Origin of the sequence: Nostoc sp. CHAB 5836 (assembly GCF_020829445.1) — a bacterium.
GTDB lineage: Bacteria > Cyanobacteriota > Cyanobacteriia > Cyanobacteriales > Nostocaceae > Nostoc.
In genome coordinates this window covers 43,856-60,933 of record NZ_JAIVFV010000024.1, presented here as the reverse complement: position 1 = coordinate 60,933, position 17,078 = coordinate 43,856, and the positions used below count along the sequence as shown (strand labels likewise).

Sequence of the window (17,078 nt, the reverse complement as noted above, 5' to 3'; positions counted from 1 at the left end):
AGAGATTTCCTTTCCGGTCTGCAAATCCCACACTTTCAGCGTGTTGTCATCTGAACCAGAAACAGCTGTTTTTCCATCTGGGGCGATCGCTACTGCTCTTACCGAGTTGTTATGACCAGTCAGGGTAGAGATTTCCTTTCCGGTCTGCAAATCCCACACTTTCAGCGTGTTGTCATCTGAACCAGAAACAGCTGTTTTTCCATCTGGGGCGATCGCTACTGCTCTTACCGAGTTGTTATGACCAGTCAGGGTACGCAGTAAGTTTCCGGTCTGCAAATCCCACAGTTTCAGGGTGTTGTCAGCTGAACCAGAAACGGCTGTTTTTCCATCTGGGGCGATCGCTACTGCTAATACCGAGTTGTTATGACCAGTCAGGGTAAAGATTTCCTTTCCGGTCTGCAAATCCCACACTTTCAGGGCGTTGTCAGATGAACCAGAAACGGCTGTTTTTCCATCTGGGGCGATCGCTACTGCTCTTACCCAGTCGTTATGACCAGTCAGGGTAAAGATTTCCTTTCCGGTCTGCAAATCCCACACTTTCAGCGTGTTGTCAGATGAACCAGAAACGGCTGTTTTTCCATCTGGGGCGATCGCTACTGCTAATACCGAGTTGTTATGACCAGTCAGAGTACGCACTAGGTTTCCCCCTGGAGTAGTTAAACTGGCTGTGATCGGGTGAAGTCGAGGAATTTCACTTTTACTTTGTACTGCATCTACCAAGATTTTCTGAATTTCTGTCTCAGGAAAACTCTGTAACCTTCCCCATAATTGTCCTACTAATTGATTTGGGTCTTGATTCAAAACATGGGCTGATAACTGTAGGGTACGTTGAATTAATTTGAGGGGTTTGACTTGTTCGGGGTCTAGTTTCTCTTCTTCTTCTAAACTATCTAATATCTCTGGATCATCAATCAAATAATAATCTCTAATCAGGGTTTCTACTCCAAATTGAAGATATTGAATTTTCAGAGAAATAAAATCAAAATCTATGAGAGTTTGATAATAAATTTCCGAATTTCCCGCTTTTAATTGTTGTTCAGGAAATTGACCAACAAACAATTTTTTAAATTCTGCTGATTTTGATGCTAATTTAATGGCAATTTTACCCATTTTATGCCATCTCCTTCAGCATAAAATTAGCCATACTCTTATTAATTTCCTTAAATAGTTTTCGACCTTTACCTAGTTTGTCTTGACCTTTGAGAAATTCTAGAAAACTCTGATGATAAATACTATAATAATTTTTTTGTTCATCTTCATTTACTTCCGATTTTACATACTCAACCCAATTATTTAACACCAACTTCACATCATATTCATCCTCATCAAGAATTTCTGCAATCATATTTAGAGATATTGGCTCACCTCTTTCTACCAATATGTACAGTATTTTTACCTTCTTTTCATTAGATTCATTATCCATCCCTATCCGATTCCAATGAGTCGTATAATAGTCATGAAGACCTTGTGGTAATCCGTTTAAAGTTAAATCATTGTATTTACCTTCAGAGATTCCGGGTAACAGATAGCGCAAATATATAAAATTATTTTCACTCTTGACAGCTATTTCCTGAGTAAAACTATCCTCAGAAATATTGCGCTCATTAATCCAAATTCTTAGTTGATGATCATTGTGTAAAAATAAGTAAATATACTCTTTGACATCTTCCTGATTCAAAACTGTAAAATCACTTTTTGTCAAATCTAATTCATTTACAGGAGTATCTGGAGACAAATTTAAACGTTTTGTTGTTTGATTATAAGGTCTTCTAGTCAGTAAAAAATAGACTCCATCGGGAAGATTTTGTGGCAAATCTAAAAGATTACTATTTCCTTCTTGTTCTACTTCATCTAGTGCATCAACAACAATGACAAGTTTTTGTCCTTTTAGTTCTTCACTGGCTTTTTGCAATAAAGTCCTTAAATCGGCATTGTCTGCATTTTGGAGAGAATAACGCTTAATTAATTGTTGACGAATACTTGCTAAAAACTTTTCTGGTTTGTTGCGTCCTTCGGCGAAAACATTAAAATAACAAGGGTATCTAGTAGCTAAAACGTATTTAGCAGCGATCGCACTTTTACCCATCCCTGCATCCCCAACCACAGTAAAATAACCCTTTGCTTGAGTGGTGAAGAATTTTTGAATAGCCTGGAACACAAAATCACGACCGCAAAATAAGCGCGTTTTTTCAAATATTAAGGCTTTAAATTCTTTGGGATAAACATCTAAATTCCAATCTGGGTAAGGCTGATATCGTGAAGCTTTCGTTTGTTTAGCAATTGTAATAAAAACTTCACCAAATTCTTCTAATTCACCCAAAAAATTGATTTTGGCATTGATAATCTGCGTTTTTAGCTCGCTATTTTGATTAAGAAATCTTTTTGTATTTTCTACGAACTTAGAGGGAGTATTATTACTATAAGCATCCCAAAAATAATCTTTAATTACTCTCTCTCTAAACAGGTTTAAAATTGCTTCTGGCTTAAATACTCCATACCTTACCAGACTGTAAACATAAACAGTATCAACATCATCAGCAATTTGGGTAGGATTGAGTTCTAATTCCTGTAAAACTTTGATGACAGCTTCGTTTTTTTGGGCTTGTTTAATGATTATTTGACTAGCTTGAGGAGCATATTTACTAATAACAGAAGTAATGGCGGCAAATTCTATCATCGTTGATTACCGAAAATTTGCTATGTTCTTATGAATTATATTATACAAAGCGCTATTGGTGTCAACAAAAGCCTAGAAATGGCTTAACTGTTGGCTTCATCACCCGCCTTGAACTGAAGTTCTTTGGCTTTTAGCGAAACTCTACTGAAGTAGACTAAGGATTTCTGGAGATATTTAGTAATCTTTAGATTACTTTTGCTATTCTTCTTGGAACTTCAGTTCCTTGCGGGATATAACTCAATACAGTTCAGTTAAGGTTAAAACTCTCAGTAAAAGTCAGTTTTTTTAACGAACCGCCAAGGACGCCAAGGACGCAAAGATAAGAAAGAAATGCTTAACCCAAGTGTATTGGGATATAACTCAATACGGTTCACAAAAGGGCTGAAACTCTTTTTTTTACGAACCACAGAGGCGCAGAGAACACAGAGAGAAGAGAGAAGGAGGAAATGCTTAACCCAAGTGTATTGGGATATAACTTTCACGTTAAGTTGACACCAATGGCGACACGATCGCCTGTAAGCAAGGGCGGACAAGATGTCCACCCCACAAGTAGTAGTAATTTATTTCTTAGTAATCACTCCTAACTCCTAACTCCTAACTCCTAACTCCTAACTCCTAACTCCTAACTCCTCAAATTGACGCCGAATTTCTCCACCAAGGCTTCACGCACTTTATTGTGTACTGGTTCGACTTCAGCCTCAGTAAGAGTGCGATCGCTAGCCCGATAAATTAACCGGAATGCTAGACTCCGCTGCCCTTCGGGGACATTTTCGCCCCGATATTCATCAAATAATTGCACCGATTCGAGCAAATCTTTACCCGCTTTGGTAATTACTTTTTGAATTTCGGAAACTGAGATTTTCACGGGTGCGAAAAAGGCGATGTCGCGATCGCTAGCTGGATAGGTAGAATAAGGCGCAAATGTGGGGACGAGCATTTCATCTTGTCCTAGAGATTCTAAAAGCACATCTAGATCCAACTGGAAAACATAAACGGAATCTGGTAAACCTTTTCCTCGTCGCAATTGCGGATGGAGTTGTCCAAAAATTCCCAGCCTCGTACCCCTAATCCACAGAGAAGCAGTACGCCCTGGATGTAGGCGATCGTCGCGGCGATCGGGTTGAAATTCGATTTCCAAGCCCAGTTGCTGAAATACACTTTCTAAAATGCCTTTGGCTTCAAACCAGGTGATGGGTTCTTCGCGTCCACTTTTTGACCATTTCCCAACAGAAATATCCCCTCCCACAATCCCAGCCAGCGCTTCTGTTTCTTGCAAACCGTCTTCTTCTTGCCAGAAAATTTGCCCGATTTCAAAACCGTTAAGGGCACCATTACCCTGCTCTAAATTGTATTGAAAGGCATCAATTAATCCAGAGATCAAATCGGTTCGCAGCGCTGAATATTCAACAAATAACGGGTTGGACAAAACTATATTTCTGTCTTCTCCTGGTTTGACCAAAGAATAGTGGATTAATTCTGTCAATCCTTCAGCCCGAAGGAAAGCTCGTAATTTGCGAATCAATTCCTCATCTAAAGGTAGATAACCAGCTTCCGCTTTTTCTGGTAGAGTATCACAGAATTTGTTATAGCCATAAAGACGGGCGATTTCTTCAATTAAATCAATTTCTCGCTCTAAGTCGCGGTAACGATAGGGTGGTACGGAAACTGACCATGTGGGTTGATGGTTGCTATCTTCTCCTGAAGAAGTCAACTGACATCCCAATGCAGTCAGGATGCGCTCAACATCTTGTCTTTGCAGTTCACCTGTGTCCTCTGCCAAATCGATTGGCCCGAGTATTTGATTAACTCGGTCTAAACGCAGGGCGATGGAACGACTCCAGGTAGACGGATCGGGGCGGGTGTCGGCAATTTCCTGCTGGACTATAATTCCACTAGCCAATTCGCTAATTAACGATAAGGCGCGGCGATTAGCTATTTCCAACTCAGCCCGGTTAACTCCCCGTTCATATCTCCCAGAAGCCTCACTTCTTAAGCCTACACTCCGCGAAGAACGGCGAATTGCCACGGAATCAAATAAAGCTGCTTCTAAAACTAGGCTTTGAGTCCCTTGATGAACTTCTGTTTCTTCTCCACCCATGACTCCCGCCAGTGCAACGGGTTTGTCGCTAGCGGTAATTAACAAATTTTGGGTTGATAGGGTGCGAGTTTGTCCATCCAGGGTTTTGAGGGATTCGCCATTATTGACGAAGCGGACGCCAATTGTTAAATTTTCGCTACTTCCAAGAGATTTTAGGCGATCGCCATCAAAGGCGTGTAGTGGTTGTCCCCATTCCAGCAAAACGTAGTTAGTAATATCCACCACATTACTGATGGGACGTACCCCAGCCGCCCGTAAACGCTGTTGCAACCATTCCGGAGATGGAGCAATTTTCACCTGTTCAATTACCGTACCAATGTATGCGGGACAAGCTTGGGTATCAGCAATTTTTAAAGTTAAATTTCTAGCACTATTGGTAATAGAGACTTCACTTGGTTGAAAAATGCTCAACTTTCCACCAGTTAAAGCTGCTACTTCCCTGGCTACGCCTACCATACTCAAAGCATCAGCGCGATTAGCAGTTGCAGTCAGGTCTAAAATTACATCATCTAGACCCAACAACGGCCGCACATCACTACCCAATGGTAAATTTTCCTGAGTAAAAATATGAATTCCCTCTACATCGGTGGGTAAACCCAGTTCCTTTAAAGAACAAATCATGCCTTGAGATGGGACACCACGTAGTTTTGCAGGTTTAATTTTTAAATCGATCTTGGGTAAGTAAGTACCCGTAGTTGCCACTGGCACATAAATATCTGCCTTCACATTAGCAGCGCCACAGACAATATTTAAAGTCTCATCTGCACCGATATCGACTTGGCAAACACTCAATTTATCAGCGTTGGGATGGGGTTGACGCTCAAGCACTTTCCCGATCACGACGCCATTTGCCCAAGTGCGGCGGTCTTCAATTTCTTCTACCTCAAACCCTGCCATTGTCAGGGTTTCCGCTAATTCTTCTGGACTAAGTTTTATCTCTACTAGTTCGCGCAGCCAATTTAGAGAAATACGCATGGAATGTGCTTGTTTTAGGAATCGTCTTTTGTTCTAATTTTATAGGACTTACGCAAAAACTCTCTCAAACTCTCATTCCTCTGTGGTCTCTGCGTCCTCTGTGGTTCGTTTTCCGTTAACTGTGCGTAAGGGACTTCCAAGAAATAAATTATCCAAATAAACGAACCACAGAGGCGCAGAGAAGCCAGTGCGTTGCGGGGGTTCCCACGGCAGTCGCTCATGGGGGAAACCCCCATGCGCTAAAGCGTCTCCCCTTCTCCCAAGGGGAGAGGCTGGCGCCAAGGGAGAAGACCTCGCTGCCTCCCCGTTGTAGCACCTGGCGCGACACAGAGAGAGAAGAAATAGAGATAATTTTTGCGTCTGTCATGGGATGTTTTTTATTTGCAAGTCGCTAAGTCCTATTTAGGGTGTCTGCTAGCGATCGATGACTACTCATCCCCCAAGGCGTACCCTTTCACTTGAACAATCCTACTACGTTAGGCTAGCAGAACAATATATAGCAATCCTAAATCATTCGTGAAAAATTAGGTCCCCGACTTCTTCAAGAAGTCGGGGATCTGAACACCGCACATTTTCAGATCGCAAAGAATAGTAGTGCTAAGAGTTGCAAATATTCAAGTAGAAATTTTGAGTAACGGAGAGGAAATCATTCAATAAGTCATTTAGATGATCAACAATTATTTGTAAAAACCCTGGAACGATTCATTTGTAAGCTATTTTCTAAGTTTAGATTTCGTTACATAGATTTATTTTTTAACGCCGACTTACTTAAAATTAGTAGTCTCAAATACTTGACTAATTAAATACTTTGTTTGAATATATATAGTAACTAGCAAACAGCATGACGTAACTTTTAGTTTGAAGCGTTTATGTTTGCAGTTAATAACAATTTTTAGAGGGGTTTAATCTATTATGATAAATTTGAAAAAATTATGTGTGTCTACCATTTTGGCGGCTACTGCTGTAACTCTGACGAACTTTAAAATTAATTCTGCTCAAGCTGTTGAGCTTTCAAGCAACTCATTTCAACAATCCAATCAAATAGTAACTCTTCCTGGAAGAGGTGATTTTAATGATGATTTAAAAAACTTTCAACAAGGAAAAACGGTAGAGTTATATGCAAAAGATAACTACCTGATTGCTGCTGCCTTCCCGATAACTCCCAGGACTTTCTATTTAACGACTACAACAAACGTGGATGGTTTCTTTTCTGTACCACATGGTTTGGGGAACTCTTACATTTATGGAATCCAAGTAGCCGTACAACATATTAATGGAAATTGGCACACTCTAGAATTTAGTAATTCTGTTGACAATCGATTTTGGTGGAATACTTCAGATGTACAGGGAATAATAAATTCAACTGCCTTTCAGTTTCGTCCTGTAAGAATTATCATTTTTGCATATCCTTAGAAATGCCGTAGAGCTATATACAAGATAACAATATAACCTGGGCTTGTTTTTTTTGTTCTCAACAAGCCCAGGTTTTTGCTCTGAGCAATTGATTTAGGACTGCTATTATATAATACTGGTAATGAGTAGGGCATAAATAAAAATGTCATCAAAAACTTTCGATATTGCTGACTTATCGGATAATTTAGCTGATTTATTGTCAGATATCCAAAATCATGTTGAAGTGACGCTAACTCGGCAGGGTGTCCCTTGGGCAAGGGTTTTGCCTTTGTCTCAACCCCAAGAACAGCCTGTAGTTTCCAAAGCGGGTTTAAATCGTGGCTCTATGGTAATGAGTGATGATTTTGATGAGCCTTTACCAGATTCTTTTTGGGGTTTATGAAGGTTTTATTAGATACTCATATTTTTATTATTTTCTGGCGATTTCGGAATCAGATAATAAATATATTGTCTTGAGAAGTAAACTTAGCTAAAGACCGACTGAAGTATCAACAATAACTTTCATCGACTCCGGCGCTGTTGCTTGTAATCATAATCATCGTCATATTCAATTGTGCCAAATAGCTCCAGAATTTTCAGTTGCTTTCGACGTTGTACATACTCTCGTAATGCCTCTTCAACAACGGCATCCTTAGTTGGATGACCACCAAGTTCGAGAGCTTCCTTAATTAAGTTTTCGTCAATTTCTAGATTAGTAGTCATGTGTAGATTATCGCACAAAGTAATGTGGAGAAAAAAGACTCATTGGAGTGGTTAATTTAAGTCAAATGCATAAACACCATTTTCAGTAATTCGGCGCGGGTAAACGGTTTGGTAAGATATCCAGATGCTCCTACTAATTTGGCTTTTACTTTGTGTACAATTCCTTTACTCCCAGTGACAAAGACGATGGGAGTCTTCTGAAATATAGAATTATTTCGTATAATCCGACACAACTCATAACCATCGATCCCTAGCATATTTAAATCCAGCAAAATTAAGTCAGGTTTGTGCCTTATAATTGACAAAGCGGCTTTTAGTGGATCATTGATAGTCACTACAGAAAAGTTTTCATTTTCTAAGAAATAGCTAATTTCTTTAAGAATTGTCGGGCTATCATCTACAGAAACAATTTTGTGAACTTTTTGTGCCGTTACAGTAGCAGCCGTTACTCTTTGGCAAGCAGGATTTATGTTATTTAATATTGTTGGTTCCTGAAAGTTTTCATTGAGAGGAGGATAAATCTGTGGTAATTGTTGAACAGCAGCTATATTCTCTTCAGAAATATCGTTAACGGTACCACTTAGTTTTTCTTTGGTGTCAACTAACCCCAGAAACAATTTTGATAAAAGCTTAGGCGTCGCCCGCACTTCTCTACGAGAGGCTGCGCCAACCACTTCGCTCAGTGACCGTCGTAGATATCGCTCTTCAAAAATCTTTGGTAATTTATCAAATGGTGGATCAGGTTCATGCAAGATAATCCCGCCCTTAAGGATGTAAGGGTATAAACTTTGAGCTAGTTGAATTTCATCTTGATTTAAAATTGCAGCCAGATGACACAGGCTAAAACCCTTCATCCAATTAGTTAAATCTGGCTGAAGATTTGGTAAATCTTTTTCCTGAAGGTTGCTGTTAATTAACAGATATGGACGTTGATACGGAGAAGAAATTTTAGGAACAAAAGCCTGCCAATTCTGTAATCTTACTTGGCAACTTTCTAAAATTTTGCCTACATATAGCCGGCAAATTGTTGGCGTTGTATTAAGTGGTTCTGTTAGTTCATAAGTACCTTCTTTGATTAGCAAAAATGACTCAATCACCTCTTTGACTAATTCTTGAACCAGCACTGCTGCTTGTGTAGAATCTATATGTTGTTGACTAACAAGCCAGGATATAGCCTGATACTCAGGAAGGTGGCTTGTGGAATTACTATCATGTTCGATTAACTGACTGTGTGAGTCAGGTTCAAACATCAGACGTACTTGAACACGAACTTCACTAGTAAGCAGGGGAATTTGGTGGCTGAGGCGACGCAAATGACGTTCTAATCGATCAAATGGTTCCACGGAATGAGTAGCATAAGTTATTTTGCCCTGTTCTACGTAAATCCACCAAGAAACTGAGTTACTCAACGCTTGCAAACAAGTACTGTCGGAGCAATTAGATAACTGTCTTAATAAACTTAGAGGACGTAGTTTGGTGAATGTACCTGAATTATTCATATTTTTGAAATTTTTTGCGGAATCAACAACCGAAGATTTGTAGAGTGAAAATATCAGCGATGAAATCTTTTCTTCTTTGTAATATTTCTCTGTTCACGAAATAATCATTTTAATATATGTAGATATATTAAAATAATTATTGTTATAACTCATTTGTTAAATTTGGCACTTTCTACTTAATTTATCTCAAAAAACAAGTATGTAGGTATGAATAAAGTGAAGCATTTGTCATAGCTAGCCTATCAGTAGGTATTGGTTAATTGCGGATTTTACTGACCAATGACAACTCTTGGCTAAAGACTATAATGATGAGGTTTATTGATGCCCAATAACCTAAAGAGGCAGATTTGAACCCCAATTCGCGCAGTTACACTGTTATACTTCTAGAGCAAACGATCTTAATTATGGTTAACTGCTTTTGTAGAAATGAACGATTCTTCTACATAAAATCTTTAAAATCTTATGTAGGAAAGATTAAGTATTTATTGTACTGTAGATTTAATGGATATAAATTGTTGGTAGATACATTACAACAGGTAACACTGGGTTTTGATAAACTCTTTTTTGCAAAACTAAGCTGTCCTAAAGTTCTTCTTAAAGATATAGTGAAGTTCATGAAAATAATTTGTTTAATTAAAGATGAGAGCGTCTACTAGTAAATACTATATTCTGTAGTCGCCTCGGTGATTAAGATTATATACTCTGATAAAAGGGAAATAAAGTTTTGGACTTTAACATAACACAAAAAGTTATGCATGATACATTAAGACTTGATGAAGTAGTAGAATTTGCTGAGAACCCAGAACCACGTTGTCCTTGTGTACTCTTGCTAGACACATCTGGCTCGATGCAAGGAGATCCTATTGAGGCTTTAAATCAGGGTTTACTAAGTTTAAAGGATGAATTAGTCAAAAATTCCTTAGCCGCAAGGCGGGTGGAAGTGGCGATCGTAACTTTTGATAGTAATATCAATGTAGTACAAGACTTTGTGACTGCCGATCAATTCAATCCACCGATTTTGACAGCACAGGGCTTGACTACAATGGGTGCAGGAATTCATAAAGCTTTAGACATAATTCAAGAGCGGAAATCTCAGTATCGTGCCAATGGGATTGCTTACTATCGTCCTTGGGTATTCATGATTACCGATGGAGAACCGCAAGGCGAGTTAGATCATGTGGTAGAACAAGCATCCCAGCGCCTACAGGGAGATGAAGCGAATAAAAGGGTCGCATTTTTTACAGTGGGTGTAGAAAATGCGAATATGACGCGTTTAAATCAAATAGCTGTGCGTACCCCCCTGAAGCTTAAAGGATTAAATTTTATCGAAATGTTTGTCTGGTTGTCAACGAGTATGTCAACTGTTTCTCATTCGCAGGTGGACGAACAGGTAGCACTACCGCCCATTGGTTGGGGGACTGTTTAATTAAAAATCGCAGCTTGATGTTTAGACAGCTGGCTGCTGGAAAAAAATCTATGAAAATATCAAAAGAGATTGCTCAATGGCGGATTGTGGCTGCATCTGTATGTGGCACAAGTCACTTAAAAAACAACCAGTTATGTCAGGATGCTCATCACTGGCAGATATTGTCAGATAATGTTTTAGTGGCAGCCGCAGCAGATGGCGCGGGTTCTGCTAGCCTGGGAAAAGTGGGAGCGATGGTTGCTGTGGAGACAGCAATAGAAAACATTTCAACCATTGGAGTGACGCGAAAAATTTTAACTGATGATGTCCATGTGCGATCGCTTTTAAATGATGCCATACTAGCCGCCAAAAAAGCTGTGGAAGCTGAGGCGGCTACTTCTGACAAACAGCCTCAAGATTTAGCAACTACCTTAATTATCATGGTTGCTACACCAGAAGTTGTCGCTGTGGCACAAATAGGTGATGGTTTAGCAGTGGCAAAAGATGGTACGGGCAACCTGCTGGCATTGACTATGCCTGATAGCGGTGAATACATCAACGAAACCACTTTTTTAACTTCGCCTACTGCCTTAGATACGGTGCAGATGAGATTATGGCGCACAGACATAGCAAATGTTGGTATCATCACCGACGGACTCCAAATGCTGGCCTTGAATATGGTTGTTGGCGAACCTCACAAACCATTCTTTTTTCCGCTATTTGAATTTGTGGCCAATACCGAAGATAAGACAGAAGCGAAAGAGCAGTTGGTAAAATTTTTACGCTCAGAGCGGATTACACAACGCACTGATGATGATTTGACACTCATCATAGCTGCATTCAACGACTCATGAGCAATAAATCTACAGGTTTCACATCTTACAATAACTCCCGTTAGCGGTAATTTTATTATGCAGGTACTACGTTGTTCTCCTAGAAAAGAAATCCTCAGCCTCAATGTCAGTTTGGGGCGTGGCGGTGAGGCTTGTGTTTATGCAGTGCCATCTGATAATAACTTGGTGGCAAAGATTTACCATAAGCCAACAACTGCCCATGCTGAAAAACTCCAGGCGATGCTGGCCAACCCCCCGGAAAATCCGACGGCGAGTTTGGGGCATATATCTATCGCTTGGCCAGAGGATTTATTACGGGCGGCAGATGGCAAAAATAGTATCCTTGGCTTTTTAATGCCACGCATTCAGGGGATGCGTCCAATCATCGACTTTTACAACCCCAGAACCCGTCGCCAACACTGCCCCCTATTCAACTACCAGTACCTGCTCCGCACGGCTCGTAACCTGACAGCAGCTTTTGCAGCTTTACACGCTAGTGGATATTGCATTGGTGATGTGAACGAGTCAAATATCCTCGTCAGTGACACAGCACTGGTGACTTTGATAGACACAGATTCTTTCCAAGTACTCGACCCAAATAACAATCTTGTTTATCGCTGTCCGGTAGGTAAACCAGAGTTTACCCCACCAGAACTACAGAATAAAACTTTTGCCCAGCACGATCGCGAAATCTCTCACGATTTATTTGGGTTAGCGGTGCTGGTATTTCAACTCCTAATGGAAGGTACTCATCCATTTTCGGGGATTTTTCAAGGTGCTATTGAGCCACCACCTTACGAAGCCCGCATTGCATCGGGTCATTTCACTTACAGCCAAAAGCGATACGTACCCTACCTACCTACACCCATTGCACCCCCTTGGGAAATTCTCCATCCCAGCTTACAGGAACTATTTATCCGTTGTTTTGAAGAGGGTCATAACAACCCACAGCTGCGCCCCAGTGCCCAGACTTGGCTCTCAGCAATAGCTGAAGCCGAAGATTCCCTAATTACCTGCACGACAAATCCTCAGCATCGCTACAACAACCATATGCGTAGCTGTCCGTGGTGTGAACGTACCGTGCGATTAGGTGGACGCGACCCCTTTCCATCACATCGGGCTATAGAAGCTAAAGAACATTTACAACCGCGAATCAAATCGAGAAAGCACTACACCCAGACACCGCGTTTTCCACAGCGAGCCATGTCACCGCAGCTAGCTAATTACTGGCAGCCAGTAATAACTCCCAGTGGTTCATTTTATAAACGTTCTAAGAAGTCAAAATTGTACCCGGTTATTTGTTGTTTGTTGGGTTTTGGTTTATTGGGATATGCCGATGTCATGATTAAATTTACTCAGCCGTTGGTTTCCCAAAATGCTTACACCCAACAAACATTGAAGTCTCACTCGATAAATAACAAACTCAGCTTCGCTGATTACTATCAGCAAGGTTATATTGCTTACCAACAGCGAGACTATGAAAAAGCAGTTGCCAACTTTAGCGAAGCAATTGAACAAGAGCCTACACACGCCAGAGCGATTGTAAATCGTGGCAATGCCCGTTATAACCTCAAAGACTACGAAGGAGCAGTTGCAGATTATAGCCAAGCTCTGCAAATCAGTCCCAATCAAACCAAAGCTCTGGTAAATCGAGGTAATGGCCGCTATATGCTCGCCGAATATAGCAATGATCCTGATACAGAGTATAATCTGGCGATCGCAGACTATAATCGGGCCATCGGTCTGAATCATCATGAAATTGAAGCTTATATCAGACGGGGAATTGTCCGCACCCAAATGGCTAAATATAGCGGTGAATCTCAACAAGATTACAAAAAAGCGATCGCAGATTTTTCTCAGGCAATAAAACTTAATGTATCCAAAGCCGAAGCTTACTTTCAGCGAGGTATTGTCTATTATCAAATTGCTCAATATAGTAGCAATTATGAGCAAGAATATAATCAAGCGATCGCTGACTTTAACGAAGCATTAACTATTAGCCCCAAACTAGCAAAAGTGTATCTCAAACGAGGTATGGTTCGCTATGAACTGGCACAGTATGGCGGTAGTCAATCTAACACAAACCAAACGAAAGCTATCGAAGATATACAGGCATCTGCCAAAATCTTTCTTGAGCAAGATGATATGGATAATTATCAGCAAGCACTCAGTAATATGTGCGTAGTTGTAGAAAACAAATGTGACCCTTTATTCCAAAGCTCAAGTACTCTGGAGAAAATTCACTAAAAAAAAAGTAACTTTTGCTACTTGCGTAACACTGGTTTTGATTGAAAAAATCAAGCTGGACTAGGGTTAGCTGCCGCTAATCCTAGTTATTTTATAGGTGACATTTTTATTAAAGAGAGTAAGACCATCTCCGTCAAATTACTCATAATAAAAGCTGACTTTTCACGTTATGTGGAAAAGTCCACCAAAAACCCAACCCCCTTCCCGGCGCGGGAAGGGCAGGGTGGTTTTATACGAAAAAAGAAAAATACATAAGTCTTGATTTCTCGTTTTGTAGCATGGCTTTTTACCCCACTTCCATTCCTCTCCCCGTTTCGGGGAGAGGCTTTGAAACCCAGTTGTTGTTTTTCTCTGCTTGTATGAAACCACCCTGCTTCCCGACGCGGGAAGGGGGAAAATTCAAAGTGTCTCTCCTTTTAGGAGAGAGATTTAGAGAGAGGTTTTCCAGATGCCGTATTTACGTTTGTTAACATACTTGGGTTTTTTCGCAACAACGTACTTACAGCTATTTTATCGATATTCATAGAGCTTTTATATAGAAAAGATTTTAATTTATATTTCCTTCATAATTTTGGCGAAAATTACGGTTAGATTATTGACGGAGAAAAAGAAAAAAGAAATAAATTTTTCTCTACCTAAGTGCATCCTTTTCATCTCCAAAAAGTCAACCAATTTTAGATTTTAGATTTGCGATCGCGTAGCGTTAAGGACTCTGTAAGCATCTTTTGGATTAGTTATCGAACGTCACGAGTTCATGAGTATATCTGTTTTGCCCACTTTCAGCGCCGGGCATATACCAAAAAACTCTTTTAATCCAAAATCCAAAATCTAAAATCTAAAATGGGCACGATCAAATAATAATATCCCTACAAATCTCCGAGGTAATTGCATGAAAGCGGTGATTTTGGCTGGAGGGCTTGGTACACGCCTCAGTGAAGAAACTAGTATCAGACCCAAGCCGATGGTTGAGATTGGTGGTAAGCCAATTCTGTGGCACATAATGAAGACTTACTCTACCCACGGCATTAATGACTTCATCATTTGTTGTGGTTATAAAGGTTACATAATTAAAGAGTATTTTGCTAACTACTTCTTACATATGTCAGATGTAACTTTTGACATGAGATTTAACCAGATGAATGTGCATTCTGGTTATGCTGAACCCTGGCGTGTCACCTTAGTAAATACTGGTGATAATACAATGACAGGCGGACGCTTAAAGCGAATCAGCGAACATCTTGGTAATGAAACTTTTTGCTTCACCTATGGTGATGGTGTAAGTGATATTAATATCACCGAGCTAGTTAAATTTCATCAAGAACAAAAGACATTAGGAACACTCACAGCCGTTCAACCAGCCGGACGTTTTGGAGCCATTTCATTAGGATATGAGCAAACTAAAATCACCAGTTTTCGGGAAAAACCTGAAGGTGATGGAGCTTGGATTAATGGCGGTTATTTTGTGTTAGAACCAGAAGTAATTAACTTAATTGCTGATGATTCTACAGTGTGGGAGCAAGAGCCATTAGAAAAGCTAGCTGATATGGAACAGCTATCAGCTTTTAAACATGATGGTTTTTGGCAACCGATGGATACTTTACGCGATAAAAACTACCTAGAGGAGCTATGGAAGAAGAATCAGGCTCCTTGGAAGGTATGGTAGGAGTTAGGAGTTAGGAGTTAGGAGTTAGGAGTTAGGAGTTTGGAGTTTGGAGTTTGGAGTTTGGAGTTTGGAGTTAGGAGTTAGGAGTTAGGAGTTTGGAGTTTGGAGTTTGGAGTTAAATGACAAATGACAAATGACAAATGACAAATGACAAATGACAAATGACTTTATAGATTTACTGTAACTTGAAGAATAATACTAATGTATGATTTTGCGATTATAGGTGGGGGAATCGTTGGACTCTCCACAGCCTTGGCTTTAGGAAAACGCTATCCCAATGCGCGTATTTTAGTCCTAGAAAAAGAAAGCGCATGGGCATTTCACCAAACCGGTAATAATAGCGGGGTGATTCATTCTGGTATTTATTACAAGCCAGGGAGTTTCAAAGCTAAATTTTGTCGTGACGGTTCTCGCTCTATGGTAGAATTCTGTCAAGAGCATGGAATTAACCATGAAGTTTGTGGTAAAGTAATTGTTGCAACAGAAGAACAAGAGCTACCACCCTTAGAAAACCTCTACAAACGCGGCTTAGACAATGGCATAGAAGTGCAGAGAATTAGTCCCGAAGAAGTCAAAGAAATCGAACCTCATGTAAGATGTGTAGGTGGAATTCGGGTATTTTCAACTGGTATTGTTAATTACAAGCAAGTTTGTTTAAAATATGCCCAGCTAATTCAACAGCAGGGTGGTGATTTGCACTTGAATACAAAAGTTCTGAAAATCTCGCCAAGTGGTAAAAATCAGGTACTGGAAACAAACAAGGGTAGCTTTGAAACACGCTTTGTAATTAATTGTACTGGATTGCATAGCGATCGCACCGCCAAATTAGGTCAAGTTGAACCCCAAGCAAAAATTGTCCCATTCCGGGGAGAGTACTACGAACTCACAAGGGAAAAACGCTATCTGGTCAAAACACTAATTTACCCAGTTCCCAATCCAGATTTTCCCTTTTTGGGTGTCCACTTTACCCGGATGATTGATGGTAGCGTCCATGCAGGGCCAAACGCCGTTCTGTCGCTCAAACGCGAAGGTTACAAAAAAACCGACTTTGACTTACGGGATTTTCTGGAAGTCATCACCTATCCCGGTTTTTGGAAATTAGCAGCAAAACACGCGCCTGAAGGCATCCAAGAAATCATTCGTTCCTTTAGTAAAGCAGCCTTCACCAGAAGTTTGCAAAAACTAATTCCCGAAGTTCAAGCAGAAGACTTAGTTCCCACCCATGCAGGAGTCCGCGCTCAAGCCTTAATGAACGATGGCAAGCTTGTAGACGACTTTTTGATTGTTTCCGGTCAAAACTCCATCCATGTTTGCAATGCTCCTTCTCCTGCTGCTACTTCTTCTCTAGAAATCGGCAAAGCGCTTGTGGCAGAAATTTCCCAACTTTCGCATCTAAATAGTGTAGTAACTGCATAGATATCATAGTTGATAGTTACTTCCGGTGCTGCTTTAGATGCAACACGTCCTTTGGGCACACATCTGTCATTGGTGTCTACTTTTGCTAGAAATCTCTTATCTGTTGGCTGACACGCCCGCCCTGAAATAAATTTCTTTGGCTTTTAGCTA

At 40.3% G+C, this 17,078-nt stretch carries 13 protein-coding genes; 8 read left to right on the top strand and 5 right to left on the bottom strand.

Annotated elements, in window-relative coordinates; genetic code table 11:
• The coding region (locus tag LC605_RS07585) for a WD40 repeat domain-containing protein (protein ID WP_229546950.1) at positions 1 to 1,110 on the bottom strand (1,110 nt) is incomplete at its 3' end.
• Position 1,111: 1 nt separating this feature from the next.
• On the bottom strand, positions 1,112 to 2,677 hold the full coding sequence (locus LC605_RS07580; RefSeq protein ID WP_229546949.1) for an AAA family ATPase: 1,566 nt from the start codon (positions 2,675 to 2,677) through the stop codon (positions 1,112 to 1,114).
• A 446-nt stretch (positions 2,678 to 3,123) separates the two neighbouring features.
• Here LC605_RS07580 and LC605_RS07575 point away from each other — a divergent pair, with 446 nt between their 5' ends.
• Positions 3,124 to 3,261, top strand: coding sequence for a hypothetical protein (locus LC605_RS07575; protein WP_229546948.1), 138 nt, complete (start codon positions 3,124 to 3,126; stop codon positions 3,259 to 3,261).
• 38 nt (positions 3,262 to 3,299) lie between these two features.
• On the opposite strand, the gene pheT is transcribed toward LC605_RS07575, so the two are convergent.
• A complete protein-coding gene (gene pheT / locus LC605_RS07570; RefSeq protein WP_229546947.1) occupies positions 3,300 to 5,750 on the bottom strand; it encodes a phenylalanine--tRNA ligase subunit beta in 2,451 nt (816 codons plus the stop codon).
• Positions 5,751 to 6,686: 936 nt separating this feature from the next.
• Between pheT and LC605_RS07565 the strand changes: the two genes are divergently transcribed.
• Both LC605_RS07565 and LC605_RS07560 read left to right on the top strand, forming a co-directional pair.
• Complete coding sequence (locus tag LC605_RS07565; RefSeq protein ID WP_229546946.1) at positions 6,687 to 7,163, top strand: hypothetical protein; 477 nt, start codon at positions 6,687 to 6,689, stop codon at positions 7,161 to 7,163.
• Between the two features lie 142 nt (positions 7,164 to 7,305).
• Positions 7,306 to 7,545: a type II toxin-antitoxin system Phd/YefM family antitoxin gene (locus LC605_RS07560; protein WP_229546945.1), complete on the top strand. Its 240-nt coding sequence runs from the start codon at positions 7,306 to 7,308 to the stop codon at positions 7,543 to 7,545.
• A gap of 119 nt (positions 7,546 to 7,664) precedes the next feature.
• Here LC605_RS07560 and LC605_RS07555 read toward each other — a convergent pair whose 3' ends face one another.
• On the bottom strand, positions 7,665 to 7,865 hold the full coding sequence (locus tag LC605_RS07555; protein ID WP_229546944.1) for a type II toxin-antitoxin system VapB family antitoxin: 201 nt from the start codon (positions 7,863 to 7,865) through the stop codon (positions 7,665 to 7,667).
• 56 nt (positions 7,866 to 7,921) lie between these two features.
• On the bottom strand, positions 7,922 to 9,364 hold the full coding sequence (locus tag LC605_RS07550) for a response regulator (protein ID WP_229546943.1): 1,443 nt from the start codon (positions 9,362 to 9,364) through the stop codon (positions 7,922 to 7,924).
• A gap of 751 nt (positions 9,365 to 10,115) precedes the next feature.
• Between LC605_RS07550 and LC605_RS07545 the strand changes: the two genes are divergently transcribed.
• The 5 genes from LC605_RS07545 (at position 10,116) to lhgO (ending at position 16,928) form a co-directional block, all read left to right on the top strand.
• Positions 10,116 to 10,790 carry a VWA domain-containing protein gene (locus LC605_RS07545; protein ID WP_229546942.1) on the top strand — a complete coding sequence of 225 codons (675 nt, stop codon included), beginning with the start codon at positions 10,116 to 10,118 and terminating at the stop codon, positions 10,788 to 10,790.
• Between the two features lie 50 nt (positions 10,791 to 10,840).
• On the top strand, positions 10,841 to 11,623 hold the full coding sequence (locus LC605_RS07540; protein WP_229546941.1) for a PP2C family serine/threonine-protein phosphatase: 783 nt from the start codon (positions 10,841 to 10,843) through the stop codon (positions 11,621 to 11,623).
• Positions 11,624 to 11,680: 57 nt separating this feature from the next.
• On the top strand, positions 11,681 to 13,849 hold the full coding sequence (locus tag LC605_RS07535) for a tetratricopeptide repeat protein (RefSeq protein ID WP_229546940.1): 2,169 nt from the start codon (positions 11,681 to 11,683) through the stop codon (positions 13,847 to 13,849).
• Between the two features lie 889 nt (positions 13,850 to 14,738).
• Positions 14,739 to 15,512, top strand: coding sequence for a glucose-1-phosphate cytidylyltransferase (gene rfbF / locus LC605_RS07530; RefSeq protein ID WP_229546938.1), 774 nt, complete (start codon positions 14,739 to 14,741; stop codon positions 15,510 to 15,512).
• 201 nt (positions 15,513 to 15,713) lie between these two features.
• Positions 15,714 to 16,928, top strand: coding sequence for an L-2-hydroxyglutarate oxidase (gene lhgO / locus LC605_RS07525; protein ID WP_229546937.1), 1,215 nt, complete (start codon positions 15,714 to 15,716; stop codon positions 16,926 to 16,928).
• Positions 16,929 to 17,078: the final 150 nt, after the last annotated feature.

Coding starts and splice junctions, on each gene's coding strand:
- LC605_RS07580 (WP_229546949.1), bottom strand. CDS start 2,677: ATGATAGAATTTGCCGCCATTACTTCTGTTATTAGTAAATATGCTCCT.
- LC605_RS07575 (WP_229546948.1), top strand. CDS start 3,124: ATGCTTAACCCAAGTGTATTGGGATATAACTTTCACGTTAAGTTGACA.
- pheT (WP_229546947.1), bottom strand. CDS start 5,750: ATGCGTATTTCTCTAAATTGGCTGCGCGAACTAGTAGAGATAAAACTT.
- LC605_RS07560 (WP_229546945.1), top strand. CDS start 7,306: ATGTCATCAAAAACTTTCGATATTGCTGACTTATCGGATAATTTAGCT.
- LC605_RS07555 (WP_229546944.1), bottom strand. CDS start 7,865: ATGACTACTAATCTAGAAATTGACGAAAACTTAATTAAGGAAGCTCTC.
- LC605_RS07550 (WP_229546943.1), bottom strand. CDS start 9,364: ATGAATAATTCAGGTACATTCACCAAACTACGTCCTCTAAGTTTATTA.
- LC605_RS07545 (WP_229546942.1), top strand. CDS start 10,116: ATGCATGATACATTAAGACTTGATGAAGTAGTAGAATTTGCTGAGAAC.
- LC605_RS07540 (WP_229546941.1), top strand. CDS start 10,841: ATGAAAATATCAAAAGAGATTGCTCAATGGCGGATTGTGGCTGCATCT.
- LC605_RS07535 (WP_229546940.1), top strand. CDS start 11,681: ATGCAGGTACTACGTTGTTCTCCTAGAAAAGAAATCCTCAGCCTCAAT.
- rfbF (WP_229546938.1), top strand. CDS start 14,739: ATGAAAGCGGTGATTTTGGCTGGAGGGCTTGGTACACGCCTCAGTGAA.
- lhgO (WP_229546937.1), top strand. CDS start 15,714: ATGTATGATTTTGCGATTATAGGTGGGGGAATCGTTGGACTCTCCACA.